Here is a 26,105-nt window from a genome sequence, read left to right as displayed (position 1 = left end):
GGCGTTCAATCCTTCAGGCGAGCGACTTCGCGGCGGAACGGCAGCGCATCGCCGATTGCTGGGGCTTCCAGTTCTTCTGCATAGCGATGCCCGGCATAGGTGGCCCAGGCAATGGCGGCGGGTGCATTGGCATCGCCGATGACCTTGACGGAGGCGATGCCGTTGTCGGCCCACTCTTCTGCGCGTGCCTTCAGCGCGAGGAACAGCCCATCCTCCGGCAGGCGCGCGGTGACCATCACCACCGCATCGCAGCCGATGCGCTCAGGTCTGCCGGTATAGGTGCAGAGTGCCGTGATGCCGTCGGCCTCCACCGAGGCCAGCCCGCGCGTCACCTTCACATTCACGCCGATGTCGAGCAACCGCGCCTGGATGGTGCCCTGCTCCAGCGTATTGAAGCTCCATTCCGCCACGCGCGAGGCAGGCGTGATGAAGGTGACCTTGCAGCCCTTCTGCACCAGCAGTTCCGCCAGCACGCTGCCCATGTAGTAATGGTCATCGTCATAGACCACGACGTCGCCAGAAGGCAGCGAGCCCGCCATCAGATCGTCCGGCGTGAAGACCGGCGTGGATGCCGCCAGCGGGATTGGCAGCAGGTTGTAACGCGCGATGCCGTCGCGCCGCCAGCGCGCACCGGTGGCGATAGCGATGTGTTCGAAGCCGAAGCCCAGCACGTCATCCGCCGTCAACGCTGAATCGCGATAAATGTTGACGTTGGTCATCTTGACGATCTGGCCATGGCGATAATCGCGCACGCGCGCCCAGGCATTGAGGCCGGGCAGCTTGCTCTCGCGCGTGACACGGCCACCCAGCTCGGCAGTGGCTTCGGCGAGTGCCACCTCATAGCCGCGCAGGCCCACCTTGTGCGCAGCGGAGAGGCCAGCAGGGCCTGCACCGACGACAAGAACCTTGGCGTCAGACTGTTTCGGCTTGATCGTCTCCGGGTGCCAGCCCTTGCGCCACTCTTCCATGAAGGACGAGTTCTGCGTGCAGCGCGACAGCGACATGGTCATGTCACCCGTCACGCAAATATTGCAGCCGATGCACTCGCGGATGTCCTCGATGCGGCCTTCGTCGATCTTCTTCGGCAGGAACGGGTCCGCGATCGAGGGCCGTGCGGCGCCGATGAAGTCCATCAGCCCCTGGCGCACCTGCCGCACCATCATGTCGGCGGAGGTGAAGCGGCCGACGCCGACAACGGGCTTCGGCGTCAATTGCTTCAACCCACGGATCAGGTCTTCCTGCGCACCCTCGGGCTTGAAGCGCGAGGTGCCGGAACAGGCTTCCCAGGTGCCATGGGCGAAATCCCACAGGTCGGGCAGTTCCGCATGCATCGCCACCATGTCGCGCAGCTGGGCGTTGGAGAAGCCCTGCTCGCCGGCCAGCTCATCGAGCGACAGGCGCACCGCGATGGCGCAGGTGTCGCCAACCTCGTCGCGTGCGTCCGAAATCAGTTCCTTCAGCAGGCGCGAGCGGTTCTCCAGCGAGCCGCCATATTCATCGGTCCGCTGGTTGGTGCGCGGCGACAGGAAGTGCTGGATGACGCCGAAGCCATGTGCGCCATAAAGACAGAGAATGTCGTAGCCCGCACGCTTGGCCCGCTTGTAGGCCAGCTTGTGCCAGTGGCGGAGGTTGCGGATATCCTCCTTGTCCATGGCGCGCGCCTGCACGGGGTCGCTGGTGAAGGTGAGGATCGGCGTATGCGAGGGCGCAAGCGGCACCTCGCGCGTATAGAGATTGGGACCATTGGCACCGGAATAGGCGAGCTCGATTCCCGCCAGCGCGCCATTCGTGTGGATGGCATCGGCCATCTTCACGAGGCCCGGCATGTCGTCCTCGTCCCAGATGCGGAGTTCGATGAAGGGGGTGATCTCGGAACTGTGGTGGATTTCCACCTGCTCGGTGAAGATGACGCCCCAGCCGCCCTCCGACTTCACCCGGCGCATCTCGGCCGCAGCCGACGGGTCGCGGTAGCCGCCGCCATTGCAGTGCGGCACCTGGTAGAAGCGGTTCTTGGCGGTGACGGGACCAATCTTCACCGGCTCGAACAGGATGTCATAGCGCGGGTCGCGCAGCATCGCGCCGCCGGCTGGGCCTGAGCCATTGTCCATGAACGTCACCTCCAAACGAAATCCCGGCGCCGGACAATGCCAGCACCGCGCGGATCGACGAAATAGATTATCGCATGACGGAGGATCGGAAATCGCAATTCAGCGGCGATTTCCCAGATGCCTAGCGCAGCGAGAAGACCTCGCCCACGTTTTCGGCCACGGTCTCGACGGCGGCGATCGGGGCGGGTGCAGCGGCGGGAGCGGCAGCGGACTTCTTCAGCGGCACGATCTTCACCGTGGCGACGCCGGCACCCGTCATGCCCAGCACCTTGGCGGCGCCATAGCTGACATCGATGATGCGGCTCTTGATAAAAGGCCCGCGGTCGTTGATCCGGACGATGACCGACTTGCCGGTCTTGACGTTGGTCACCAGCACCTTGGTGCCGAAGGGCAGCGTGCGGTGGGCGGCCGTATAGCCGTTGGGGTTGAAGCGTTCGCCGTTCGCCGTGCGGGCACCGTGCTTGTAGTAGGAGGCCTTGCCGGTCTGGGCAGCGTCGGCCTGACCCATCATCGTCAATCCCATCACAATGGCAACAGCCGCCCCAGCGGCAAAACGCACCTGCTTCATCCTGCAACACACCCGACTTGTTTCGTTGGCGGCGCACCATAGGCGGAAAAGCGGCGAGAATGTGTTCAAGGCTTACGTTGCGGCAACCATACCGTCCAGAGCGATGGCGGGCCGCTTTCCGGCCACCAGATCGGCGGTAATACGGGCCGCGCCATGGCTCATCGTCCAGCCCATGTGGCCCTGTCCGGTGTTGAACCACAGGTTCTTCATGCGTGAGGGGCCGAGGATGGGAGTGCCCTCCGGCGTCATGGGGCGAAGTCCCGCCCAGAAGCTGGCCTTGCTCCAGTCGGCGCCATCCGGGAACAGGGTTTTCATGGTGGCCAGCATGGTCTCGAAGTCCTGCGGCCTGTGAGTGCGCCCATAGCCCGAGAACTCGGCCGTCGCCGTCACCCGCACCCGGTCGCCCATGGGGGCATAGGCCACGAGCGTCTCCTCGTCGACGCCGCCGATGGTGGGCGGATTGTTGCGGCCCGCCATGGGGGCGGTGATGGCATAGCCCTTCACCGGGTAGATGGGCAGGTCCTGCCCCAGTTCGCGCGCCAGATGCGGGGAATAGACGCCGAGGCAGAGCACCACTGCGTCTGCCGTCTCCCGGCCCTTGTCAGTGACGACGGCACTGATGCGGTCGCCGTCCTTCTCGAAACCGGTGACGGTGGTCGCGTACTTGAAGGTGACGCCCTTGTCCTTCAGCCAGGCCGCCATGTTCTGCGCGAACAGTCGGCAGTCGCCGCTCTCGTCATCAGGGGCATAAAGCGCGCCTGCAAACTTGTCCCTCACCGGCGCCAAAGCGGGGTCGCGTGCCGCCACGCCATCGCGATCCAGCGTCTCGATGCGGCAGCCATTGTCGGAGAGGATGCGCGACTTGGCCGAGGCGGCCTTCAGTGCAGCTTCCGAACGGTAGAGATAGATCAGCCCGCCGGTGCGCCCGTCATAGTCCACGCCGGTGCGCTTCACCGTGTCGTGGAAGACGTCGAGCGAGTAGGTGCAGAGCTTTACCTTGCGGGTGGTGTTCAGCGCCGCGCGCTCCGGCGTGCATTCTCCCCAGAAGCGCCACATCCACTTCCAGAAGCGCGGATCGGTGGAGAACTTGAAGCGCAACGCCTGGTCGCCCCGCCACAGGGAGCGCAGCAGGATCTTGGGCGCAGCGGGTGATGACCAGGCGTAAGCATGGCCCGGCGCGAACAGTCCTGCATTTGAAAAGGACGTGAAATTGGCGGGTTCCGGCTCCCGGTCGATCACCGTCACCTCGTGCCCGTCGCGGTTCATCTCATAGGCCGTGGTGATCCCGACGATCCCCGCTCCCAGCACCAGCGCCTTCATGCATCCGCCCTTTTGATCTTGTGTCCGGTCAATGCTAGCAAGTCACCATCATGGCTTCCACCACACATCCGCATGCCTTCCATTTCGATCGCGCAGTTGACAGCTATTGGGAGGCTTCCGCCGACCCGCTGGGCATCGAAACCCCATCACTGAAATGCGAGGAATCCTGCGCCGTCGCGGTGATCGGCGCGGGCTTCACGGGTCTCTCCGCAGCACTCGAACTCGCCCAGCAGGGCATCGACGTGCGCGTGCTGGAGGCGGGCCACGTGGGCTGGGGCGCCTCGGGCCGCAATGGCGGCTTCGCCTGCATCGGCTCGCACAAGCTGTCCTATCCGAAGATGATCAGCCGTTACGGGCTTGCCGCCACGAAGCAGTATTACGAGACCATGCGCCAGTCGGTGGCGCTGGTGCGCGAGAACATTGACCGCTTCAAGATCGATGCCTGGGCCACCGGAGAGGGCGAAGTGACGCTAGCCCACCTTCCGAGCCGCGTGCAGGAGCTGCGCGATGAGCAGGCCTTTCTCAAGAACACCTTCGGCGACGACACGGAATTCCTCTCCAAGGACGACCTGCAGGCACGCGGCCTCGATGGCCCGGGCTTCTTCGCGGGCCTCAAGGGCGACGTGGGCTTCGGCGTCCACCCACTGAACTATGTGCGCGGACTGGCGCGGGCCGCCGCAGGGGCGGGCGCGAAGATCCACGGCCGCTCGCAGCTGGTCCGCTGGGAGGAGACCGCCGACGGCCATCGCCTGCACACCAAGGACGGCCTGCTGAAGGCAGGCCAGGTGATCGTTGCCACCAATGGCTATACGCCGGAGGACGTCTCGACGCGCCATGCCGGGCGCATCATGCCAGCCCTCTCCAGCATCGCCGTGACACGCCCCCTCACCGAAGTTGAGCGTCAAGCGCAGGGCTGGACCTCCGCGCTGATGGCCTATGATTCACGCAAGCTGCTGCATTATTTCCGGCTTCTGCCCAATGGCCGCTTCCTGTTCGGCGGACGCGGCGGCACCAATGCCTCGGATGGCGGGGGCGACGCCTATCGCCCCGTGCTGCTCAAGGCCTTCGCCGAACTTTTTCCCGCCTGGGCTGAGGTCGAGATTACCCATTTCTGGCGCGGCTTCGTCTGTCTCTCCAACGACCTCGTGCCCTACATCGGCGCGCTGGATGAGAAAAAGACGGTGTGGACGGCCATCGCCTATCACGGCAATGGCGTGGCCATGGGCTCATGGAGCGGCCGCGCGGTCGCGCGCCTTCTCACAAAAAAGTCGGCGCGCGAGGAGCTTACGCCCGTGCTCACGCGCCGCCTGTCACGTTTCCCCCTGCCCGCCTTCCGGCCCCTCTACTTGAAGGGCGCCTATGTCTGGTATGGCTGGGAGGATAGCCGCTAGTTAGTCCAGCGCCGCCTCGACCATGATCTCGACGTCGATTCCGGGGGCGGCAAGGGCTGCCTCGACGGTGGCGCGCGCCGGGGTCTGGCCGGGGACGACCCAGGCGTCCCACACCGAGTTCATTTCGGCGAAGGTCGTGATGTCGGTGAGCCAGATGTTGGCCTTGATGACCTTGGTCTTGTCAGTGCCCGCTTCCTTGAGCGTCGCGTCGATCTGGGTGAGCACGTCATGGGTCTGCTCGGCCACCGACTTGCCCAGCGCCTTGTCCGGCGTGAAGCCGGCGAGATAGACCTTGTTGCCGTGGATGACGGCGGAGCTCATGCGCTTGCCGGGTTCGATACGCTTCAGTGCCATGTGGTTTTCTCCTTTAAGAATGAGGGGTGTTTAGCGGCCTTTTGCCACCGCATCAATCACGCTGAGCAGCACGCGCGGTAGCGTCTCGAAGGCATAGGGGGCATTGAGCCTTTCGAGCCAGTGATGGTAATCCCGGCCCCAGGGCCCGATATTGATGCAAAGATAACCTGCCGAGTCCGGCATCACGAAACTCGACCCCCAGATCGGCGTATTGGCGGCGCAGGCCGAGAGGTCACCCGAGGACTGCCCCAGGAAGCTCATGTCCGAAATGCCGGGGAAATAGCGCAGGCTCGCCAGCCCATGCGCCGCGCAGGCAGTGACGATCGCGTCTTCCAGTGCGGCATCCGACAACGACACCGCCGGATAGGGGATGGAGCCGAAGCCCAGGATCACCGCGGGTCCAGTCAGCCCCGACGCCTGCCAAACCGCAGCCGTCACCAGTTTGGCGCGCTCGGGAAGGTCGAGCCCTTCATGTGCTGCCACCTCGGCGGCGATGCGCATCACGTCATGGTGCGGCACACGCGCGGCCAGCTCGGCATAGCGCATCACCGGAATGTCGCGGCTGAGCCTGTGCGCGGCGCGCGCCATGGCGCGGCGGGCGAGCATCAGCGAGATGTCGAACACCTCTTCAGCCGAGCGGCGGTGCTGCAGCGTGTTCCAGTAAAGCCAGCACTGCGCAGGCGTGGTGACGTTGTAACCCGACTTCAGGTCCTTGGCATGGAGTGCCGTGGGCGGTGCCGCGATCTCGGAGCCGCTGGTTTCGGCGAGTTCAGGTGCCAACTCGAATTCGGTGAGCAGTTCCGCCGCGAGATAGGCGGCGTTCGCTCCATCCTCCGGGTAGCAGGCATGCGCTTCCTTGCCGATGACGAAAGCGGTGACGAGCTGCTTGCCTACCGAACCCAGCGCCACGCTGCGGCCCACCGCGCCATCGCCCTGGTCAGAAATCGCATCGAGGTTGATGACAAGCGCGATATCGAGGTCATGTTCCTTGGCGATATTGGATAGCAGCGGTGCTGCTGCGCGCGCGCCTGCCGAGCGTTCCTCTTCGTCGGAGACGCCGAGGAACAGCAGGCTGGCATCACCCGTATAAGCTTCCATCGCCGCAATGCCCGCGGCAAGCCCGGCCTTCATGTCGAGCAAGCCTCGGCCCGGCAGGAATTCGCCCGATTCAAAATCAGCCAGCGCCAGCGGATTTTCACCCGTGCGGCGCAGCCTTGCCACGATCTCCGGCAGCAGGCGCTCGGGCGTGAAGGCCAGGGGCTCCAGCGCGCCATAGTCGTTGACCGGCACCACGTCGAAGTGCCCGGTGAGAACGATGGTGCGGCGGGTTCGCCCACGCTTCAGCGCGAAGACATTGCGGCGCGCATCATCGGGAATGGCAGACGTCCACACCGTGTCGAACTGCGAGAGATAGCGGGCAAGCTTCCCGGCATAGGCGGCTTCGTCAGCAGAGCCGGTAACGGAAGGCCATGATGTGAGCGTGAGCGCGACCTCGCGCGCCCGCGCCGAAATGTCGTTCCTCACGCCAGCTTGCCGTCATAGGCGAGCACGGCGTTGAGCAGCACTTGTGAACCCGCACCGCATTCTTCCAGCGTCGTCGATTCCGCCTCGTTGTGCGAGATGCCGCCGAGGCACGGCACGAAGACCATGGTGGTGGGGGCAACGCGCGCGATATAGGCCGCGTCATGGCCCGCACCCGATGCCATCTCGCGCGTCGAATAGCCAGCTTGAGCTGCCCCCTCGCGCACGCAGTCGATAAGGGGCGCGTCGAACTTCACCGCAGGCGAAATCCAGATGCGCTTTTCCTCCACCGTGATGCCGGTTTCGGCAGCGATCTTCGGAAGTGCCGTCTGGTATTCCGCTTCCATCTTGTCGAGCACCTTTTCATCCGGGTGGCGGAGGTCGACCGTGAAGAACACCTCGCCCGGCACCACGTTGCGGCTGTTGGGGCGGTTCTCCAGCAAGCCCACCGAGGCAACGCCGGGAAGGTTGTTCATGCCCACCTGATGAATGGCCTCGATCATGCGGGCGGCACCCAAGAGCGCGTTCTTGCGCAGACCCATGGGGGTGGCGCCTGTGTGCGACTCCTGTCCCGTCACCGTGACTTCATACCAGCGCATGCCCTGCACGCCGGTAACGACGCCGATCATCTTGGCCTCCGCCTCGAGGATCGGGCCCTGCTCGATGTGCAGCTCGAACATCGCCTGGAACTTGATGTCGCCGGCCTTGGCCTTGCCCTTGTAGCCGATGCGCGCCAGCTCATCGCCGAGCTTGATGCCCTGCCGGTCCTCGCGTGAATAGGCGAACTCCGTGGTGAAGACGCCGGCATAGACGCCCGAGCACAGCATGGCGGGCGCGAAGCGCGAGCCTTCCTCGTTGGTCCAGTTGACGATCATGATCGGCGCATTGGTCTCATAGCCCATATCGACCAGCGTGCACATGGCTTCCAACGCACCGAGCACGCCCAGCACGCCATCGAACTTGCCGCCCGTGGGCTGCGTGTCGAGGTGCGAACCCATGGCGATGGGCGCCAGGTCCTTGCGCTTGCCGGGACGCGTGGCGAACATGTTGCCGACCTCGTCCACCTCCACCGTGCAGCCCAGCTTCTCGCACTCGGCCTTGAACCAGTCGCGCACGCGCTTGTCTTCATCCGAGACGGTGAGACGCTTGATGCCGCCCTTGGGCGTGCCGCCGAAGGCCGCAGTTTCCATCAGGCTGTCCCACAGGCGCTGCGGGTTGATGGTGAGGTTGGTTCGGGACGTCATGGAAAACTCCTTCAAATCACATGCGCGGCTTGGACCGGGCGAGATGGGCTGCATGCAGCGCCAGATCCGCCGCGCCCAGCCGCGAAGACGCCGTGCTGTTCTGGTGCCAGTAGGGATAGATGAGCGGCGGCAGGCTCACATCGTCCAGCAGCTTCAGTTCCTCCGCGTCAAGCTTCAACTCGGCGGCGGCGAGATTGTCCTTCAGCTGCGCCTCGGTGCGCGCGCCGACGATGATGTTGGCAACACCGGGCCTGCTGCCGAGCCACGCCAGCGCGATCTGTGCAGCCGAGACGCCACGCGCTTGCCCGATCTTCACCAGCGTGTCGATGATGTCATAGAGCCGGTTCTCGTCGCGGATCGGCGGTTCGCCCCAGTCCTTCAGGTGGCGCGAGACATCCGGCGGCGCTGCATTGCGGCGGAACTTGCCGGAGAGCAGGCCACCCGCGATCGGGCTCCAAACCTGCACGCCGATACCCTGGTCGAGGCCCAGCGGGATCAGCTCATATTCCGCCTCTCGCGCCTCCACCGTGTAGTGGATCTGCTGGCAGACGAAGCGCTGCAGGTTGTGGCGCTCTGACGCCATCAGGCACTTCATGATGTGCCAGGCGGAGAAGTTGGAGCAGGCGACGTAACGCACCTTGCCGTGCTTCACCAGCGTGTCCAGCGCCTCCATCGTCTCCTCGACGGGTGTCGACCCGTCCCACTGGTGGAGATAATAGATGTCGATGTGGTCGCGCTTGAGGCGCTTCAGGCTTGCCTCGCACTGTTCGATGATGTGGAAGCGCGACAGGCCCACCTCGTTCGGCCCCGGCCCCATGGTGAAGCGCACCTTGGTGCCCACCAGGATTTGGCTCGAGCGGCCCTTCAGGATTTCGCCCACCGCTTCTTCCGAACGTCCGGTCGAATAGACGTTGGAGGTGTCGATGAGGTTGACGCCATGGTCCAGCACCACGTCGACAAGGCGTGTGGTTTCGGCCAGGCCGAGGCTTCCCACCTTCTCGAAGAAGCCGGTGCCGGCGAAATTCATCGTGCCGAGCGAATGCAGCGAAACCTTGAGGCCGGAGCGGCCGAGCTGGCGATATTCCATGTCAAAACCCCTTCGTGAGGGCCGGCACGCTATCAGGGGCGTGGGGCCGCGTCATCCCCCGGCCCGTCCTTGGGCCATGTGATGAAGAAGGTGTAGACCGCATATCCGAGCATGCCTGCCGCGAGCGCCAGCCACAGGCCGGAGCCGCGGCCGGCATTGGCCTGCCAGAGTTCGAAGCCGAGCCACAGCGTGATCGACACGACCATCGCCACGCGCACCCATAGCGGCTTGTAGAACGGGTGCTTCTGCTCGTTCTTGAACATCAATTGCCGTCGATCTCGTTGCCCATGATGGCCAGCGCCTGCTGATAGACGCTGGCGGCGTTCCACTCCTGCAAGGCGGCATAGTTCGGCTCGCCCGGCCGATAGCCAAGGCCGGGTCGCCAGCCATGACCGCGCAGGTAATTGGCGGTGGAGGCCAGCGCGTCGGACTTTTCGTTGAGGTCGATGCCGCCGCCGTTGAGCGAGGAGCCATAGAGAAGGACGTTCTTCGGCAGGAACTGCGTCTGCCCCACTTCGCCATGCATCGCGCCCGTCGAGGAGGATGACAGCACGCCCTTGTCCACCAGCGTCAGCGCGGCGATCAGCTGCTCGCGGAAGTAATCGGGGCGGCGGCAGTCATAGGCCAGCGTCGCTACGGCCGAGATGGTGTTCTGGTGGCCCATGTAGGTGCCGAACGCCGTCTCCATGCCCCAGATGGCAATGAGCGGACCCGCCGGCACACCATATTTCTTCTCGATCTTCTTGAACAGGGCGGCATTCGCCGCCTTCTTCTTGCGGCCCTGCGACACGATGGTCGCGGCGCCGCGCTTTTCCATGAAGGCATCAAGCCCGAGCTTGAAGGAATGCATGTTGCGGTCGGCCTTGATGGTGGCGGTGGCGTAGCTCGTATCCGCCAGCGCAGCAAGGCCGCGTGGGCCCACGCCCTGCGCCCGGGCCTCCGCCGCATAGGAGGCTTTCCATGCATCAAAGCCAGCCCCGGTCTTGCCGCAGGAGGCCGCCATGACGGGTGCCGCAAGTCCCAGCATGAGGAAAAGACAAAGCACGATCCGCCGCATATCAAGCTCCCCGTTTCGATTCGGACCCGAACACTGCCATTACACGCTCAGGCTGTCACGGCACGATATCGGGTCGCGCCACGGGCTTGGGTTGCGTCAGCCCCTTCCAGATGGCGTTCGCCACGTTCACGGGTGCATTGGGTTCGCGGCGGACGAACTCGCCGTCACCGGGCTTGGCCCGCATGTCGCCCTCATGCCAGGCGATGCGCCCGCGCGAGAACACGGTGCGCGGCACGCCGGTGCAGGTGTAGCCCTCGAACACGTTGTACTCGATGCGCGACACCTGATTCTTGGCGCGAATGGTCTTGGTGGCCTTCGGGTCCCAGATCACGAGGTCGGCGTCAGAGCCCACCATGACGGCACCCTTCTTCGGATACATGTTGAGGATGCGCGCGATGTTGGTGGAGGTGGCGGCGACGAATTCCTCCTTGGTCAGGCGGCCCGTATTCACGCCGGCGTTCCACAGCACCGCCAGCCGGTCTTCCAGGCCGCCCGTGCCATTGGGGATCTTGGTGAAGTCGCCGATGCCATTGCGCTTCTGCGCGATGGTGAAGGAGCAGTGATCGGTGGCGACGACCGAAAGCGTGCCGGACTGCAGCCCCGCCCACAGCGAATCCTGGTGCTTCCTGTTGCGGAAGGGCGGGCTCATCACGCGGCCCGCCGCATAGTCCCAGTCCTTGTTCTGGTATTCCGAGTCATCCAGCACGAGATACTGCACCAGCGGTTCGCCGAACACGCGCTGGCCGGCCTGCTTGGCACGCCGGATCGCATCATGCGTCTGCTCGCAGGAGACGTGCACGATATAGAGCGGGCAGCCCGCCATGTCGGCGATCATGATGGCGCGGTTCGCGGCCTCGCCTTCCACTTCCGGCGGGCGCGAATAGCTGTGCCCCTCGGGGCCGGTGACGCCGCGCGCGAGAAGGTCAGCCTGCATGCGCGCAACCACGTCGCCGTTTTCGGCATGGACCAGCGGCAGTGCGCCCAGCTGGGCGCAGCGGCGGAAGGAATTGTAGAGCTCGTCGTCATTCACCATCAAGGCGCCCTTGTAGGCCATGAAGTGCTTGAAGGTGTTGATGCCATAGGTCTTCACGACGGTTTCCATCTCGTCGTGGATCTGGGCCGACCACTGCGTCACCGCCATGTGGAAGGAATAGTCCGCGCAGGCCTTCTCGGCCTTGTGCCGCCACGCCTGATAGGCGGCGAGCATCGATTCGCCCGGGGCCGGAATGCAGAAGTCGACGATCATCGTGGTGCCGCCGGAAAGGCCTGCCTTGGTGCCCCATTCGAAATCATCCGCCGAGACCTTGCCCATGAACATCAGTTCCATGTGGGTGTGCGGGTCGATGCCGCCCGGCATGATGTAGCAGCCACCCGCATCGACGATCTCGGCACCCGTCGGCGCATCGAGTTTCGTTGCGATGGCGACGATCTTGCCGCCGTCGATCAGCACGTCGGCGCGCTGCGAGTGATCATGGTTCACGACGGTGCCGCCGCGGATCAAAGTGCTCATGGCTGCTCTCTCCTTCAACGAACGCAAAAAAGAAGAAGGGCCCTCTCCACGAGGGAGAGGGCCCCGCTCATTACTGCAGCGTCTTGGCCTTGTCGGTCACGACAGAGGTCCAGGCACCTTCCGGCTTCTTGGAGATGACCGGGTCGGAACCGCCCTTCATGAGGGTCGCCACGGTGCGGTCGGCGGCGGCCACGTCCAGCGTGCCGTCGGAACCGGCGGTGAGCTTGTTCACCTCTCCCATCATGCGCTTCTGGTGATCGATGGTCTGGGCGCCAGACGCGTCGTTGTCGAGAACGATCTGGGCGGCTTCATCGCCATTGGCGCGGGCATAGTCCCAGCCCTTCTCGGAGGCCTTGACGAACTTCGCCATGGTCTCGACGAAGGCCGGGTCCGCCAGCTTGCCTTCGAGCACATAGAGGCCGTCTTCCAGCGTGGCCACGCCCTGGTCCTCATACTTGAAGGTGATGAGCTCTTCCGGCTTCATGCCGGCCTCGATCAGCTGCCAGTACTCGTTGTAGGTCATAGTCGAGATGCAGTCGGCCTGCTTCTGCAGGAGCGGGTCGACGTTGAAGCCCTGCTTGATGACCGTGACGCCATCAGCACCACCGGTGGTGGGCAGGCCAAGCTGGCTCATCCACGACAGGAAGGGGTACTCGTTGCCGAAGAACCACACGCCCAGCGTCTTGCCCTTGAAGTCGGCCGGGGTCTTGATGCCGGTGTCGACGCGGCAGGTGAGCATCATGCCCGACTTGGCGAAGGGCTGCGCGATGTTGACGACGGGCGAGCCCTTCTCGCGGGTGGCGAGCGCGGACGGCATCCAGTCGACGACCACGTCAGCGCCGCCGCCGGCCAGCACCTGCTGCGGGTTGATGTCGGGGCCGCCCGGCATGATGGTCACGTCGAGGCCGGCGTCCTTGTAGAAGCCCTTGGCGGCGGCCACGTAGTAGCCGGCGAACTGCGCCTGCGTAACCCACTTCAGCTGCAGCTTCACGGCCTCGGCCATGGCGGCCGAGCCGCTCATCAGCAGCGCACCTGCGGCCGCGGCCGCCATCAGAAATTTCTTCATTGTCCCTGTCTCCTCCGGTTTTGTTGACGTCGTTCGCCGCCTACCTTCTGTAGGACGGATGCCAGAAGGTCACCCGGCGTTCGAGGAACACCAGGAGACCGTAGAAAGCCGAACCCGTGATGGCAGCCACCACGATCTCGGCCCAGACCATGTCCAACCCCAGTCTGCCAACTTCCGTCGAGATGCGGAAGCCCATGCCGACGATGGGCGTGCCGAAGAATTCGGCAACGATGGCGCCGATCATGGCAAGAGTGGAATTGATCTTGAGCGCATTGAAGATGAAGGGCATGGCGGCAGGAAGCCTGAGCTTCACCAGCGTCTGCCACCAGGAGGCGCCATAGCTGCGCATCAGGTCGCGCTCCAGGTGGCCGGAGGCCTGAAGCCCCGCCACGGCATTGATGAGCATGGGGAAGAAGGTCATGACCACGACCATCGCCGCCTTGGACGGCCAGTCGAAGCCGAACCACATGACCAGGATGGGGGCGACGCCGACGATGGGCAGCGCCGCCACGAGGTTGCCCAGCGGCAGAAGCCCGCGTTGCAGGAAGGGAATGCGGTCGCACAGCAGCGCCGCGAGGAAGCCCGAGAGCGAGCCAATGATCCAGCCGGGGATGACGGCGCGCAGCACCGTCTGGATGAAGTCCACCCACAGGATGGGCAGCGAGGCGATGAGCTTGTTCCAGATGTCGGAGGGTGCGGGCAGCAGCACGGCGGGAACCCCGAAGCCCTTGACGATCAGCTGCCACAGGATCAGCACGCCGATGCCGAACACGGCGGGATAAAGAATATCGGTGAGGCGCGACTTCGTCACGGCTTCACCCCCATGCGCTTGAGGGTAAAGCGCTCGGCCACGCCGACCAGCCAGACGAGGGCCGCGGCGAGGAAGCTCCCCATGAACAGCGCCGCCCAGATCTGCACCGTCTGGCCATAATAGGAGCCCTGCAGCAGCCGTGCTCCGATGCCGGCGATGGCGCCGGTCGGCAATTCACCCACGATGGCACCGGTGAGCGCGATGGCCACTGCCACCTTCAGCGAGGTGAACAGGAACGGCACCGAAGACGGAAAGCGCAGCTTCCACAACACCTGGGACGTGGAGGCGTGATAGGTGCGCATCAGGTCAAGTTGTGTCGTCTCGGGAGAGGTCAGGCCCTTCACCATGCCGATGGTGACGGGGAAGAAGCACAGATACATCGAGATCAGCGACTTCGGCACCAGCCCTGTGAAGCCGATGGAGCCCAGCACCACGATGACCATGGGCGCGATGGCGAGGATGGGGATCGTCTGCGAGGCGATGATCCACGGCATCAGGCTTTTCGCCAGGAACGTCACATGCACGATGGCAATGGCCAGCACCACGCCCAGAAGCGAACCCAGAACGAAGCCCAAGAGCGTGGAGGAGAGCGTGATCCACCCGTGATAGATCAGCGATTTCGGCATCCACGGCGCAAAGGTGAACACGCTCTTCCACAGCTCCTGCGCAATCTGGTGCGGTGCCGGGATCACCGGCCGCGCATCGTTCCACGAGAAGGCGAGGATGTTGGAAAGGCCGCCGCCCGCCGCTTCGATCTTCGGCCCGGTGATCACCCAGTTCATGGGGATGGCGGCGAGATACCACGCAAGCAAGATGCCGAGGCACACAACCGTTACGGGGAAGGCATTGCCCTTCTCGCGGGGCACAGGCGTCGCGGCGATGGCGGGTGCAGCGCTCACTCAGTCCTCATAGCTATGGCCGGCCTTCAGCCCTTCGCGCACCCGGTGCGCAAGCTTCAGGAACTCCGGGGTCTCGCGAATGTCGAGGGTACGGTTGCGTGGCAGGTTGGTTTCGATCACATCGATGATGCGGCCGGGGCGCGGGCTCATCACCACGATCTTGGAGGACAGGAACACCGCTTCCGGAATGGAGTGGGTGACGAACACCACGGTCTTCTTGGTGCGGCCCCACAGTTCCAGCAATTGCTGGTTCAGCTTGTCGCGCACGATCTCGTCGAGGGCACCAAACGGTTCGTCCATCAGCAGGAGCTTGGGGTCGAAGGCCAGCGCACGCGCGATCGACACGCGCTGCTGCATGCCGCCTGACAGCTGCCAGGGGTATTTCTTCTCGAAGCCCTTGAGGTTGACGAGCTCGAGGTTCTTCGCAATCCGCTCCGCCGCATGGTCCAGCCCCATGATCTCCAGCGGTAGCCCGACGTTGCGTTCGACGGTGCGCCAGGGGTAGAGCGCCGGGGCCTGGAACACATAGCCATAGGCACGCTTGAGGCGGGCCTCCTGCGGCGTCATGCCGTTGACGGTGATGGTGCCGGATGTCGCCTGCTCGAGATCGGCGATGACGCGCAGAAGGGTTGTCTTGCCGCAGCCCGAGGGTCCGATGAAGGAGACGAAATCGCCGTCCTCCACCTCCAGATTGACCTTGGACAGCGCATAGACCGGCGCGTCCGCCGTCTGGAATACGAGGCTCAGCTCGCGCGCCGAAATGACCGGGCCCGCCAACTCCGCTCCTCCCCTCTCAATCTTGTTGCTTGTGCGAAAGCTATCCGCTCTTGACCAAGTGATCAAGAATTAACAAGGTGGTGACATGGGAGACGCCAAGACAATCCCACGGAAAACCCGCATCCAGGCCCAGAACGAGGAGCTGATTCTCAAGGCCGCCCTGGAGGTGTTCTCGGCCTATGGCTTCCGTGGCGCCACGGTGGACCAGATCGCCACGGGCTGCGGCCTGTCCAAGCCCAACCTGCTCTATTACTTCCGGCGCAAGGAAGATATCTACGTCGCGGTGCTGGAGCACACGCTGCACGACTGGCTGGAACCCTTGCGCGGCCTTGACCCCGCCGGCGAGCCGATCGACGAGATCGCCCGCTACATCCGCACCAAGATCAGGCTTTCGCGCGACAACCCCAAGGCCTCGCGCCTCTTCGCCAACGAGATCCTGCATGGCGCCACCGCCATCGGCGCCTATCTGAAAGGTCCTCTGAAGGAGCTGGTCGACCAGAAGGCCGCCATCATCCGCGGCTGGATCGCCGACGGGCGACTGAACGCGGTCGACCCCCACCACCTGATCTTCGCCATCTGGGCCACCACCCAGCATTACGCCGACTTCGAACCGCAGGTGAACGCCGTGGTGGGAAGCGCGCCTGACGTGATGTTGAAGGCGGAAGAGACGTTGACGAAGCTGTTCGTCGAGGGCCTGCGTCCGCGGTAACGCACCTCAGCCCCTCGGCGCGTAATCCGCCCCGTTCACCGTCTTCGGCCGCCCGTCGAGGTGCAGTGCAGCCACCCGTTCCGGCGTCTCGGCGATCACCTTCCCCCGCTTTACCACCTTCAGCCGGTTGGCCTTCAGCCTCAGTGCCTCCACCGGGCTCTTCGCCTGAAGCACCACGAAGTCGGCATTGCAGCCTTTCTCCAGCCCATAGCCTTCAAGCTGCATGGCCTTGGCGGGGTTCACCGTTACGGCATCGACGGCCCAGGCCATCTGCTCCTGGTTGGTCATCAGCCCCACATGGATACCCATGGAGGCCGCCTCCAGCATGTCGCCCTGGCCCAGCGGGTACCACGGGTCCATCACGCAATCATGCCCGAAGGACACGTTGATTCCGGCCGCGCGCAGTTCCGGCACGCGCGTCATGCCGCGGCGCTTGGGGTAGGTGTCGTGTCGCCCCTGCAGCGTGATGTTGATGAGCGGGTTCGGCGTTGCATGCAGCCGCGCCTCCGCCATCAGCCCGATCAGCTTCGAGGCATAGTAATTGTCCATCGAATGCATGGAGGTGAGGTGCGAGCCGACGACGCGCCCCTGCAGCCCCAGTCGCTGCGTTTCATAGACGAGGGTTTCGACATGACGCGACAGCGGATCATCCGTCTCATCGCAGTGGATGTCGACGAGAAGCCCGCGCTCCGCCGCGATCTCGCACAGCTCCGTCATGCTGCGCGCGCCATCCGCCATGGTGCGTTCGCCATGCGGAATGCCGCCCACCACATCGACGCCTAAGTCGAGGGCGCGCAGCAGGTTCTTCTTGGCATTGGGGTCGCGGTAGAAGCCATCCTGCGGGAAGGCGACGAGCTGCAGGTCGATATAGGGCTTGATGCGCTTTCTCACTTCAATCAGCGCCTCGACGCAGAGCAGGCGATCATCGCACACATCCACATGGGTGCGGATGGCGAGCAGGCCTTGGCTGACCGCGAGGTCGCAATAGCGCATGGCCCGCTCGATCACCGCCTCATGCGTCAGCTGCGGTTTCAGTTCGCCCCACAGCCTGATGCCTTCGAGCAGTGTGCCGGACTGGTTGTAGCGCGGCATCCCCAGCGACAGCGTCGCATCCATGTGGAAATGCGCATCGATGAAGGGCGGCAACACGAGGTAGCCCTTGGCATCGATGGTCTCGCGCGCATCAGCGGTGATCGACGGCGAGACCTCAGCAATCCTGCCGCCCACGCAGGCGATGTCCACCTTGCGCCCGTCCGCCAGAACTGCGTTCTTCACCAGTAGATCGATCATGAAGCCCCCAATTTTTGAACGAGAGTAACCTCACTCTCCACCATCATGCCACCCCCATGTTCATCATCGCCGGGCGTGACCCGGCGATGATGAAGGTGAAGAGAAAGAAGAACCTCAGGCCAGCTTCTTCAGCTCCGCCAGAATGGCCGCACCCATCTGGGTGGTCGTGGCATTGGCAGGCTGGTCGCCCGCGATGTCCTTCGTCCGGATGCCCTTGGCCAGCACGGCCGAGATCGCCTGGTCGAGCTTGTCGGCCCATTCGCCAAACCCCAGCGAATAACGCAGCGCCATGCCGAAGCTGGCGATCATGGCGATGGGGTTGGCAGCGCCCGTGCCGGCGATGTCGGGCGCCGAGCCATGCACCGGCTCATAGAGCGACTTGCGGCGGCCCGTCTTCGCGTCAGGCGCGCCGAGCGAGGCCGACGGCAGCATGCCGAGCGAACCCGTGAGCATCGCCGCCACGTCGGAGAGTACGTCGCCAAACAGGTTGTCGGTGACGATTACGTCATACTGCTTCGGCCAGCGGACGAGCTGCATGGCGCAGTTATCAGCCAGCACGTGCTCGAGCTTGATCTCGGGATATTCTGCGGCATGGATGCGGGTGACCACCTGGTTCCAGAGAACGCCGGTCTTCATCACGTTGCGCTTCTCGGCGGAAGAGACCTTCTTCTTGCGCGTCTTCGACAGCTCGAAGGCGACGCGCGCGATGCGCTCGATCTCGTAGGTCTCGTAGACCTGCGTGTCGATGCCGCGCTTCTGGCCATTGCCAAGATCGGTGATGGTCTTGGGCTCGCCGAAATAGACGCCACCCGTCAGCTCGCGCACGATCAGGATGTCGAGGCCCTCGACCACATCGCGCTTGAGCGAGGAGGCATCGGCAAGGGCGGGATAGCAGATGGCCGGGCGCAGGTTGGCGAAGAGGCCTAAGTCCTTGCGCAGGCGAAGCAGGCCCGCCTCGGGGCGCACGTCATAGGGAACCTTGTCCCACTTCGGCCCGCCCACGGCGCCGAAAAGCACGGCGTCGGAGGCCATGGCCTTGGCCATGTCGGCGTCGGAGATGGCCTGGCCATGCGCGTCATAGGCAGAGCCGCCAACGAGGCCGCGGTCGACCTCGAACCTGGCAATGCCTTCAGCATTGAACCAGGCGATGATCGCCTCGACTTCCTTCATCACCTCCGGGCCGATGCCGTCGCCCGGAAGCAGGAAAAGATTGAAGCTCGCCATGAGAAAACGCCCCGATGGATTGAAATCGGGGCGATGGGTAGCGGCTTAAGACCTTGGAAGCAAGTGCCGATTAGACGGGCTGGACGCGCACCACGCGAAAGGTCCGCAGGTCCTCGTCCTCGCGGATCGAGACATATTCACCCACCTTGAAGGCATGGTCGCCGAAGCGGTAGCCCGCCTCGTCGTCTTCCTCGTCGGAGGCGATGTCATAGTGGAAGGCCCAGCTGCCGCCACCCTTTCGAACCAGGTGGCCGATGTCGTCTGCCTCGCCCGGCCGGAAGCGCACCACGCGGCAATTCGCGCGGCGCTTGTGCCATTCATTGGCGTCGATCTTGCCGTTCCCGTCGAGGGGCGCCGCGAATTCATAGCCGATGGCATGGGAGCCCTCGGGATGATCGTGGTCGCGGGCCAGTTCGAGACGGATCTTCGTCAGCATTCTTTTCTCCTCAATGAGACATCAGCACGGGGCAGACGAGGCGGTTTAACACGAAGCGCGTCGCACCCCCGAAAATGAATTCGGCCAGCCGGCTGTGGCCATAGGCACCCATGACGATCAGTCCGGCCCCGGAGTCCGCGGCACAGCGCATCAGCGCCTGGCCCTCGTCCTGCCCGTCGGTGGGGTAGCCTTGCGCCTCCGCCTTCACGCCATGGCGCGCCAGGGCCTCCGCAAGATCGGCACCCGCCACGCTGCCGCGCAGGCTCGGGTCCTTCTGCGGGTCGATGCGCACCACGCGCACCTTGGCGGCCTTCTTCAGCAGCGGCAGGGCATCAAAAGTAGCGCGCGACGCCTCCCGCCCGCCGTCCCAGCCGATGATCACCTCGTTGAGCGATAGCGTGGCATTGCCCTTGTAGGGCAGCACGATGACCGGGCGGCCCAGCGCCATTACCGTCTGTTCGACGAAGTCACGCTCGACGCCGGTGATCTCTTCCGGATTGGTGGCGGAGACGATCACGAGGTCAGCCACGCGGCCCGAAGACACCACCTCGTCGGCGATCACCGGTGTGCGCGCGTCAACCTGATGGAAATCATGCGACAGACCCTCGCGCTGCATCGCCGCCTCGAAGGCCTGCTTCACGCGTGCGCCATTGTCCTTGAAGAAGCTGCGGTTGCCCTCGAACACCTGGGGTGCCGCCTCGAAGCCGACCGACGGATAGACCTGCACGGCAGGCACCACATAGCGGCCGGACACATGCGCACCCGTCTCGCGCGCCAGCGTCACGGTGGCGGCAACGAGTTCGGCAAGGCGGCCCACTTCATTGAGGGAGACCAGGATTGTCTTGTAACTCATCGCTTCATCCTCTCGGTTCAGTGTGAGTTATGGGCAGGATGGCAGCACGGGTCTTTGACCCCGATCAACGCCGATGGCTGTCCTGTCCGGCAGACTGCGCAAGACGCTCGAGGTCCGGCACCATGATCAGGCGGTTGGTGCTGAGACGCACGACATTCGACGTCTTGAGGCGGGTCAGCTGGCGGCTCACCGTCTCGATGGTGAGGCCAAGGTAATCCGCCATGTCGGAGCGGGTCAGCGGCAGCTCGAAGGCTGCGGTGCCCAGCGTGTTCTTGTGCACGCAGCCGGTCAGCAGGCTGCGCCGCGCCAGCATGTAGAGGAAGCTTGCCACCTTCTCCTCCGCCGTCTTGCGACCGAGGAGGAGCATCCAGTCGCGCGCCGCATCGAGTTCGTCCAGCGTGTGCTGGAACAGGCGCTGCTGCAGGCCGGGATATTCTCCCACCAGCCGCTCGAAGGCGGCATTGGGGAAGGTGCAGATCTCGACGTCGGTCGCCGCTTCTGCCGTGTACGGATTGTTCTTGGAATAGGCCCGGCCCAGGAAATCGGGCGCGAACAGCAGGCCGACGATCTGCTGGCGGCCGTCGGGCAATGTCTTGGTCAGCTTGATGGTGCCGGAGATGACGTTGGCGAAGAAGTCGACCGGCTCTTCATCCGAGATGATGGTTTGGCCGGCGGGCACTTTCTTGCGGTGCGCGATCTGCGCCAGCTTCTTGACCTGCACCTCGTCCATGGCGCCGCAGACGGCCTGATGCCTGACCGCGCAATGGTCGCAACGTTGCATCACGTCGGGTAGGGTGCTGGTTGGCGTCCCGTGCATGACTGTCAACTTAGCCTGACTTTGGGGCAGCGGCAAGCGCTCGTCCCGCTGGCCTGTATACCCCTGTGGGTCCTCGCCTGGCGAGGCTTCGGGTTATTCTGCAGCCTTCAGCGCCATCGGGTTGTTGGGGTGGGTCGTCCAGTTGGCATAGTCCGGGTTGATCTTGCGCCCGGTGCGCGGGTCCACGCCTTCGGTCTGCCGCACCATGGTGATGCAGTTGTCCACCGGGCAGACTTCGACGCACAGGTTGCAGGCCACGCATTCGGCATCATTCACCTCGAAATGGCGCTTGCCGTCCTTTTCCTTGAAGATCGCCTGGTGCGAGGTATCCTCGCAGGCGGCATAGCAGCGGCCGCACTTGATGCAGAGGTCCTGGTCGATATGGGCCTTGGTCACGTAGTTCAGGTTGAGATACTGCCAGTCCGTGACATTGGGCACCGCGCGGCCGCGGAAGTCCTCGATGGTGGCATAGCCCTTCTCGTCCATCCAGTGGGCAAGTCCCGTCTTCATCTCTTCGACAATGCGGAAGCCATAGGTCATGGCTGCCGTGCACACCTGCACGGTGCCCGCCGACATCGAGATGAACTCCGCCGCATCCCGCCAGGTGGTGACACCGCCAATGGCGGAAATCGGAAGTCCGCGCGTTTCCGGATCGCGTGCGATTTCGGCCACCATGTTGAGCGCGATCGGCTTCACCGCAGGTCCGCAATAGCCGCCATGGCTGCCCTTGCCGTCGATCGTCGGCATGGGTGCGAAATTGTCGAGGTCGACCGAGACGATCGACGAGATCGTGTTGATGAGGGACACCGCATCCGCCCCGCCCTTCTTCGCGGCGCGCGCGGGATAGCGGATGTCGGTGATGTTGGGGGTGAGCTTCACGATCACCGGCATGCGCGAATACTGCTTGCACCAGCGGGTGACCATTTCGATGTATTCCGGCACCTGGCCCACGGCGGCCCCCATGCCGCGCTCGCTCATGCCATGCGGGCAGCCGAAGTTCAGCTCGATGCCGTCGCAGCCTGTCTCCTCGACGCGCGGCAGGATGGCCTTCCACGAGCTCTCCTCGCAGGGCACCATGATCGAGACGATCATCGCGCGGTCGGGCCATTCGCGCTTCACTTGTCTGATCTCCTGGAGGTTCACCTCCAGCGGCCGGTCGGTGATGAGCTCGATGTTGTTGAGGCCGAGCAGCCTGCGGTCGGCCCCGTGGATCGCGCCATAGCGCGGGCCATTGACGTTGACGATCGGCGGGCCTTCCTCGCCCAGCGTCTTCCAGACAACGCCTCCCCAGCCCGCCTTGAAGGCGCGCACCACGTTGTATTCCTTGTCGGTCGGCGGTGCCGACGCCAGCCAGAACGGGTTGGGAGACTTGATGCCGATGAAATTCGAGCGAAGGTCAGCCATGGCTTCGTCCTTTACGCCTTGAGGAAGAGGTTGATGGATTCTGCCGCGCGGCGGCCGTCGTCGACGGAGGCAACCGTCAGGTCCTGGCCGCCGGCAATGCAATCGCCGCCGGCCCAGACGCCACGCACGCTCGTGCGCTTCTCGTCATCGACCTTGATGCGTCCGCCTTCAAGAGCGAGCTTGCCGCCGGTGACGTCGATGTAGGACTGGCCGATGGCGCGGAAGATCATGTCGGCGGGAACGTCAAATGCTTCGCCCGTGCCCGAAAGCTTGCCGTTGGTCTCGGCCGTATATTCGCAGGTGAGACCAACAGCCTTGCCATCCTTCACGATCACGGCCTTCGGCATGGCCCAGTGCTTGATCTTCACGCCGCGCGTCTGCGCCACTTCTTGTTCATAGGCACTGGCCTTCATCTGCGCAGGTCCGCGGCGATAGACGATGGTCACGTCCTCCGCACCCAGGAGCTTCGACTGGACGGCGGCATCGATCGCCGTCATGCCGCCGCCGATGACGACGACGCGGCGTCCCACGGGAAGGGACGAGAGATCGGAAGCCTGGCGCAGTTCGGCGATGTAATCGACGGCGTCTTCCACGCCGGATGCATCATCACCCGCCGCACCGAGCGCGTTCACGCCCTGCAAGCCGACAGCGAGGAAAATGGCGTCGTAATCCTTCTGCAGCTGCGCGAGATCGAGGCCAGAGCCCAGTGTCTTGCCGTGCTCGACGGTGATGCCGCCGATGCCAAGAATGAAGTCCACTTCCTTCTGCGCGAAGCCATCCGTGCTCTTGTAGGCGGCGATGCCATATTCATTGAGGCCCCCCGACTTGCGCCTGGCCTCGAACACCGTCACCTCATGGCCATGCATCGCAAGCCGGTGTGCGCAGGCCAACCCTGCGGGGCCGGCTCCGACGACCGCCACCACCTTGCCGGTGGGCTTGGCACGCTGATAGGGCTGGGCGGCGTCGGTCATGAAGGCATCGGTCGCAAAACGCTGAAGCAGGCCGATCTTCACCGGCTTTCCTTCCGCCTCCATGCGCACGCAGGCATCCTCGCACAGCGTCTCCGTCGGGCAGACGCGGGCGCACATGCCGCCAAAAATGTTCTGGTCAAAAATGGTCTTCGCCGCCGACTTCGGGTGCCCTGTCTGGATCTGGCGGATGAACATCGGAATGTCGATCGCCGTGGGACAGGCCACCTGGCACGGCGCATCATGGCAGAAGTAGCAGCGGTCCGACTCGACAAGCGCCTCATGCGCATCGAGCGGGGGGTGAATGTCGCCAAAATTGACGGCGTAGTCCGAAACGGACAGCCGGTGGCCCGCAATGCCGGGCTTCACATCCGCCATGGTCGCTCCCTCCAGAAGTTGAGTGTTCTTGGTCTTTTCAGGAAGGATGACAGGATTTGTTCAGATGGTCAAAGTTTTAGGTGCCACCCTCACCGGGCAGCACCTCGTGGCGTGGGTGAGCCGATCAGGGATGGAGGTAGAACACCTTGCTGACCACCTGCCACTGAGTGCCGAACTTCATCAGGTTGAAGTAATCGGTGAAGCGATGGCCGGTCCAGTTGTCGACATCGAGCCGCACGCTGGCGCAGCTGCCGGTGATGTCCATGGAACTCACCCAGAACTGCACCTCCTTGGCCGGGCCATTGCTGTCATTCCAGTCGAAGAGGTTCTGGATCGGCCCGCCGAACAGGTCCGAGCCGACATAGCCGTAGATGGTCGCATCCGCGTGGAAGGCCGGCTTCATCTCGGCGCCCTTGCCGCTGCGGGCCCCGTCCATGTAACTCTGCAGGGCCGACAGGATGGCATCGCTCTCAGTGATGTAGCTGGTGGTGGTCATGGCAATCTCCTCTGGTTCGGGTTGAAGCGGAGGTCGATCCCTTCCGCCGTGCCATCTGGGTATCAGGCCGCCGGACCCGGGGTCCTTAAGCGATCCAAAACGTTCCAAATCCGATGGCGAAACGCCGCTACTGCGGCAGGCCGAGCGCCTGAAGCGAGCGAAGGTCGAGGGCGATCGCACCGGCATTGCTGCCGAACTGGGTCTTGCGCCAGCCGCTGATGGTGAAGCCGGGGAACTGCGCCATCAGCTTCGCCGCCCAGGCCTTGGCCGCATCCCCATCGCCCCTTTGTTCGTGGAGGATCGCAAGGTCCGTCACGCCACGCCCTGCGATGCCGCGGTCATAGGCCTCGAACGCCGCAATCGCCTCATTCGCTCGCCCTGCCGCGCGATAGGCGAGGCCGAGATGGCCCAGATAGAAAGGCGGATAGAACGGGCACAGGCGAATAGCGCGCTCGATCAGCTGCACGGCCTCCGCCCCCAGCCCGGCATTGGCCAACACGAAGCTGCCGAAAGCCGCGACATCGGCCGAACCCGGCCCCAGCACCAGTGATTGCCGCGAGGCGGCAACCGCCTCCTCATGGCGCAACTGCAGCAGCAGCAGGAGACCCCGCACCATGTGGGCGTCGGCACTATCGCCATCGAAGCCGAGGGCGGTCTCGACATGTGCCAGGCCCTTGCCCAGCGCCATGTCGCGGTCGTTCCAGAATTCAAAGCGCGCATCGAGGTAATAGAGCATGCCGAGCATGGCCTGGATCGTGGCCGAGCCAGGGTCCAGGCCAGCGGCTTTCTGCCAGTCCATCAGGGTTGCCGTCAGGCCCTCGCGTGACAGCACGCGGCCATGATAGCGCGCCAGTCCGCGCACCCAGAAGCTCCAGGCTTCGAGATTGCGTATCGAGGAGGATCGCAGCCGCGCCTGCTCGCCCTCCGTCAGGCGGACTTCCAGTTCGGCGACGATGGCGAGCGTGATCTCGTCCTGCAGCGCGAAGATGTCGGCAAGTGCCCGGTCGTAGCGCTCGGCCCACAGATGCTGTCCGGTTGCCGCATCGATTAGCTTCGCGGCGATCCGCGTGCGGCCCGCACTGCTGCGCACGCTGCCCTCGAAAACATAACGCACGCCCAGCGCGCGCCCCACCTCGCGCACGTCGGGTTCCTGCCCCTTGTAGGCAAAGCTGGTGGCGCGCGCGATCACCACCAGACTGGAGATCTTCGACAGCGCGGTGATCAGCTCCTCGGCGAGCCCGTCAGCTAGATAGTCCTGTTCGGCCTCGCCGGCGCGCGTGGTGAAGGGCAGGATGACGATCGACGGCTGCGCCGGCGGCGGCAGGGCAGAGGGCGCCTCCACTATTGCGACCCGGATCGGCAGCACGAAGCGATAGCCGCGCCCGTTCACTGTCGACAGCGCCTTCGGCCCCAGCACCTTGCGCAAGGCAGAGACCTGAACGGTGAGGTTGGCCTCCTCGACGGCGATCCCCGGCCAGACCTGGTCCATCAGCTCGTCCTTGCCGACGACGCGATCACGGTGGTCGATCAGATATGTCAAGAGATCGAGCGCCCGCGCCCCAAGCCTCACAGGCTCGCCCCCGCAGCTCAGCTGACGCGCGCCGGGCCGGAGTTCGAACTCTCCGAAGCGATAGGCCTGCACGACACCCTCCAACTGGCGCATGGGAGTCCTCGGACTAGCAGAAACGGCTTTGGCCGTCACCCTGGTGAAAGCAGGGGCCCCGCGTTCCATCAGCAGGAGGCGCAACGGAAAGCCTCACTTCAAACGCCAAAACCCCGCTGAGCATTTCTGCTTGGCGGGGTTTTGGTTATTGAGA

Annotated in this window: 23 protein-coding genes and 2 pseudogenes; 2 read left to right on the top strand and 23 right to left on the bottom strand. The window is 64.2% G+C overall.

Features of this window, described 5'->3' with window-relative positions; genetic code table 11:
* Nucleotides 1-5: 5 nt before the first annotated feature.
* The 3 genes and pseudogenes from WCJ41_RS07110 to WCJ41_RS07100 form a co-directional block, all read right to left on the bottom strand.
* Complete coding sequence (locus WCJ41_RS07110) at nucleotides 6-2,108, bottom strand: FAD-dependent oxidoreductase (RefSeq protein WP_336905148.1); 2,103 nt, start codon at nucleotides 2,106-2,108, stop codon at nucleotides 6-8.
* A gap of 217 nt (nucleotides 2,109-2,325) precedes the next feature.
* A pseudogene (locus tag WCJ41_RS07105) lies at nucleotides 2,326-2,631 on the bottom strand (septal ring lytic transglycosylase RlpA family protein); the annotation flags it as partial.
* Between the two features lie 117 nt (nucleotides 2,632-2,748).
* Nucleotides 2,749-3,996 carry a D-amino acid dehydrogenase gene (locus WCJ41_RS07100; RefSeq protein ID WP_336905147.1) on the bottom strand — a complete coding sequence of 416 codons (1,248 nt, stop codon included), beginning with the start codon at nucleotides 3,994-3,996 and terminating at the stop codon, nucleotides 2,749-2,751.
* Between the two features lie 50 nt (nucleotides 3,997-4,046).
* On the opposite strand from WCJ41_RS07100, the gene WCJ41_RS07095 reads away from it, so the two are divergent.
* Nucleotides 4,047-5,387, top strand: coding sequence for an FAD-binding oxidoreductase (locus tag WCJ41_RS07095; protein ID WP_336905146.1), 1,341 nt, complete (start codon nucleotides 4,047-4,049; stop codon nucleotides 5,385-5,387).
* Here WCJ41_RS07095 and WCJ41_RS07090 read toward each other — a convergent pair whose 3' ends face one another.
* The 11 genes and pseudogenes from WCJ41_RS07090 to WCJ41_RS07040 form a co-directional block, all read right to left on the bottom strand.
* The gene (locus WCJ41_RS07090) at nucleotides 5,388-5,741 is read right to left on the bottom strand and encodes a RidA family protein (protein ID WP_336905145.1); all 354 of its coding nucleotides are present in this window, start codon (nucleotides 5,739-5,741) and stop codon (nucleotides 5,388-5,390) included. It abuts the gene before it with no gap.
* Between the two features lie 30 nt (nucleotides 5,742-5,771).
* Nucleotides 5,772-7,265, bottom strand: a complete 1,494-nt coding sequence (locus WCJ41_RS07085) for a M20/M25/M40 family metallo-hydrolase (RefSeq protein ID WP_336905144.1) — start codon at nucleotides 7,263-7,265, stop codon at nucleotides 5,772-5,774.
* Complete coding sequence (locus WCJ41_RS07080; protein ID WP_336905143.1) at nucleotides 7,262-8,506, bottom strand: Zn-dependent hydrolase; 1,245 nt, start codon at nucleotides 8,504-8,506, stop codon at nucleotides 7,262-7,264. Before WCJ41_RS07080 ends, WCJ41_RS07085 begins: the two co-directional genes overlap by 4 nt.
* A gap of 16 nt (nucleotides 8,507-8,522) precedes the next feature.
* Entirely contained in the window at nucleotides 8,523-9,593 is a 1,071-nt protein-coding gene (locus tag WCJ41_RS07075) for an aldo/keto reductase (RefSeq protein ID WP_336905142.1), read from the bottom strand.
* A gap of 32 nt (nucleotides 9,594-9,625) precedes the next feature.
* Nucleotides 9,626-9,856 carry a DUF3329 domain-containing protein gene (locus tag WCJ41_RS07070; RefSeq protein ID WP_336905141.1) on the bottom strand — a complete coding sequence of 77 codons (231 nt, stop codon included), beginning with the start codon at nucleotides 9,854-9,856 and terminating at the stop codon, nucleotides 9,626-9,628.
* Nucleotides 9,856-10,650 (bottom strand): lytic transglycosylase domain-containing protein, encoded by a 795-nt coding sequence (locus WCJ41_RS07065; protein ID WP_336905140.1) that lies wholly within the window; start codon nucleotides 10,648-10,650, stop codon nucleotides 9,856-9,858. The genes WCJ41_RS07070 and WCJ41_RS07065 overlap by 1 nt, the downstream gene beginning before the upstream one ends.
* Nucleotides 10,651-10,705: 55 nt before the next feature.
* Entirely contained in the window at nucleotides 10,706-12,160 is a 1,455-nt protein-coding gene (hydA, locus tag WCJ41_RS07060) for a dihydropyrimidinase (RefSeq protein WP_336905139.1), read from the bottom strand.
* 70 nt (nucleotides 12,161-12,230) lie between these two features.
* Nucleotides 12,231-13,226: an ABC transporter substrate-binding protein gene (locus WCJ41_RS07055; RefSeq protein WP_336905138.1), complete on the bottom strand. Its 996-nt coding sequence runs from the start codon at nucleotides 13,224-13,226 to the stop codon at nucleotides 12,231-12,233.
* Nucleotides 13,227-13,266: 40 nt separating this feature from the next.
* Nucleotides 13,267-14,004, bottom strand: a pseudogene (locus WCJ41_RS07050) (ABC transporter permease); the annotation flags it as partial.
* 29 nt (nucleotides 14,005-14,033) lie between these two features.
* Entirely contained in the window at nucleotides 14,034-14,936 is a 903-nt protein-coding gene (locus WCJ41_RS07045; protein WP_336905137.1) for an ABC transporter permease, read from the bottom strand.
* A complete protein-coding gene (locus tag WCJ41_RS07040; protein WP_336905136.1) occupies nucleotides 14,937-15,713 on the bottom strand; it encodes an ABC transporter ATP-binding protein in 777 nt (258 codons plus the stop codon).
* An 85-nt stretch (nucleotides 15,714-15,798) separates the two neighbouring features.
* Here WCJ41_RS07040 and WCJ41_RS07035 point away from each other — a divergent pair, with 85 nt between their 5' ends.
* Complete coding sequence (locus tag WCJ41_RS07035) at nucleotides 15,799-16,422, top strand: TetR family transcriptional regulator C-terminal domain-containing protein (RefSeq protein WP_336905135.1); 624 nt, start codon at nucleotides 15,799-15,801, stop codon at nucleotides 16,420-16,422.
* A gap of 6 nt (nucleotides 16,423-16,428) precedes the next feature.
* Here the strand turns inward: WCJ41_RS07035 and WCJ41_RS07030 are convergent, their stop codons facing one another.
* The 9 genes from WCJ41_RS07030 to WCJ41_RS06990 all read right to left on the bottom strand — a co-directional run bounded on the left by WCJ41_RS07030 (nucleotide 16,429) and on the right by WCJ41_RS06990 (nucleotide 25,951).
* Nucleotides 16,429-17,712: an amidohydrolase family protein gene (locus WCJ41_RS07030; protein ID WP_336905134.1), complete on the bottom strand. Its 1,284-nt coding sequence runs from the start codon at nucleotides 17,710-17,712 to the stop codon at nucleotides 16,429-16,431.
* 114 nt (nucleotides 17,713-17,826) lie between these two features.
* Nucleotides 17,827-18,936, bottom strand: a complete 1,110-nt coding sequence (gene leuB, locus WCJ41_RS07025; RefSeq protein ID WP_336905133.1) for a 3-isopropylmalate dehydrogenase — start codon at nucleotides 18,934-18,936, stop codon at nucleotides 17,827-17,829.
* A 70-nt stretch (nucleotides 18,937-19,006) separates the two neighbouring features.
* Nucleotides 19,007-19,372 (bottom strand): hypothetical protein, encoded by a 366-nt coding sequence (locus WCJ41_RS07020; protein ID WP_336905132.1) that lies wholly within the window; start codon nucleotides 19,370-19,372, stop codon nucleotides 19,007-19,009.
* A 10-nt stretch (nucleotides 19,373-19,382) separates the two neighbouring features.
* On the bottom strand, nucleotides 19,383-20,225 hold the full coding sequence (locus tag WCJ41_RS07015) for a universal stress protein (RefSeq protein ID WP_336905131.1): 843 nt from the start codon (nucleotides 20,223-20,225) through the stop codon (nucleotides 19,383-19,385).
* A gap of 64 nt (nucleotides 20,226-20,289) precedes the next feature.
* The gene (locus tag WCJ41_RS07010; protein ID WP_336905130.1) at nucleotides 20,290-21,042 is read right to left on the bottom strand and encodes a Crp/Fnr family transcriptional regulator; all 753 of its coding nucleotides are present in this window, start codon (nucleotides 21,040-21,042) and stop codon (nucleotides 20,290-20,292) included.
* Between the two features lie 93 nt (nucleotides 21,043-21,135).
* Nucleotides 21,136-22,446 (bottom strand): NAD-dependent dihydropyrimidine dehydrogenase subunit PreA, encoded by a 1,311-nt coding sequence (gene preA / locus WCJ41_RS07005; RefSeq protein ID WP_336905129.1) that lies wholly within the window; start codon nucleotides 22,444-22,446, stop codon nucleotides 21,136-21,138.
* An 11-nt stretch (nucleotides 22,447-22,457) separates the two neighbouring features.
* Nucleotides 22,458-23,792 (bottom strand): NAD(P)-dependent oxidoreductase, encoded by a 1,335-nt coding sequence (locus tag WCJ41_RS07000; protein WP_336905128.1) that lies wholly within the window; start codon nucleotides 23,790-23,792, stop codon nucleotides 22,458-22,460.
* A gap of 124 nt (nucleotides 23,793-23,916) precedes the next feature.
* Complete coding sequence (locus tag WCJ41_RS06995; RefSeq protein ID WP_336905127.1) at nucleotides 23,917-24,288, bottom strand: nuclear transport factor 2 family protein; 372 nt, start codon at nucleotides 24,286-24,288, stop codon at nucleotides 23,917-23,919.
* Between the two features lie 127 nt (nucleotides 24,289-24,415).
* Entirely contained in the window at nucleotides 24,416-25,951 is a 1,536-nt protein-coding gene (locus WCJ41_RS06990; RefSeq protein WP_336905126.1) for a winged helix-turn-helix domain-containing protein, read from the bottom strand.
* Nucleotides 25,952-26,105 lie beyond the last annotated feature (154 nt).

Origin of the sequence: Aestuariivirga sp. (assembly GCF_037139295.1) — a bacterium.
Classification (GTDB): domain Bacteria; phylum Pseudomonadota; class Alphaproteobacteria; order Rhizobiales; family Aestuariivirgaceae; genus Aestuariivirga.
Note: the sequence above shows the minus strand (reverse complement) of the source record. Positions and strands in the feature narration are given on the sequence as shown.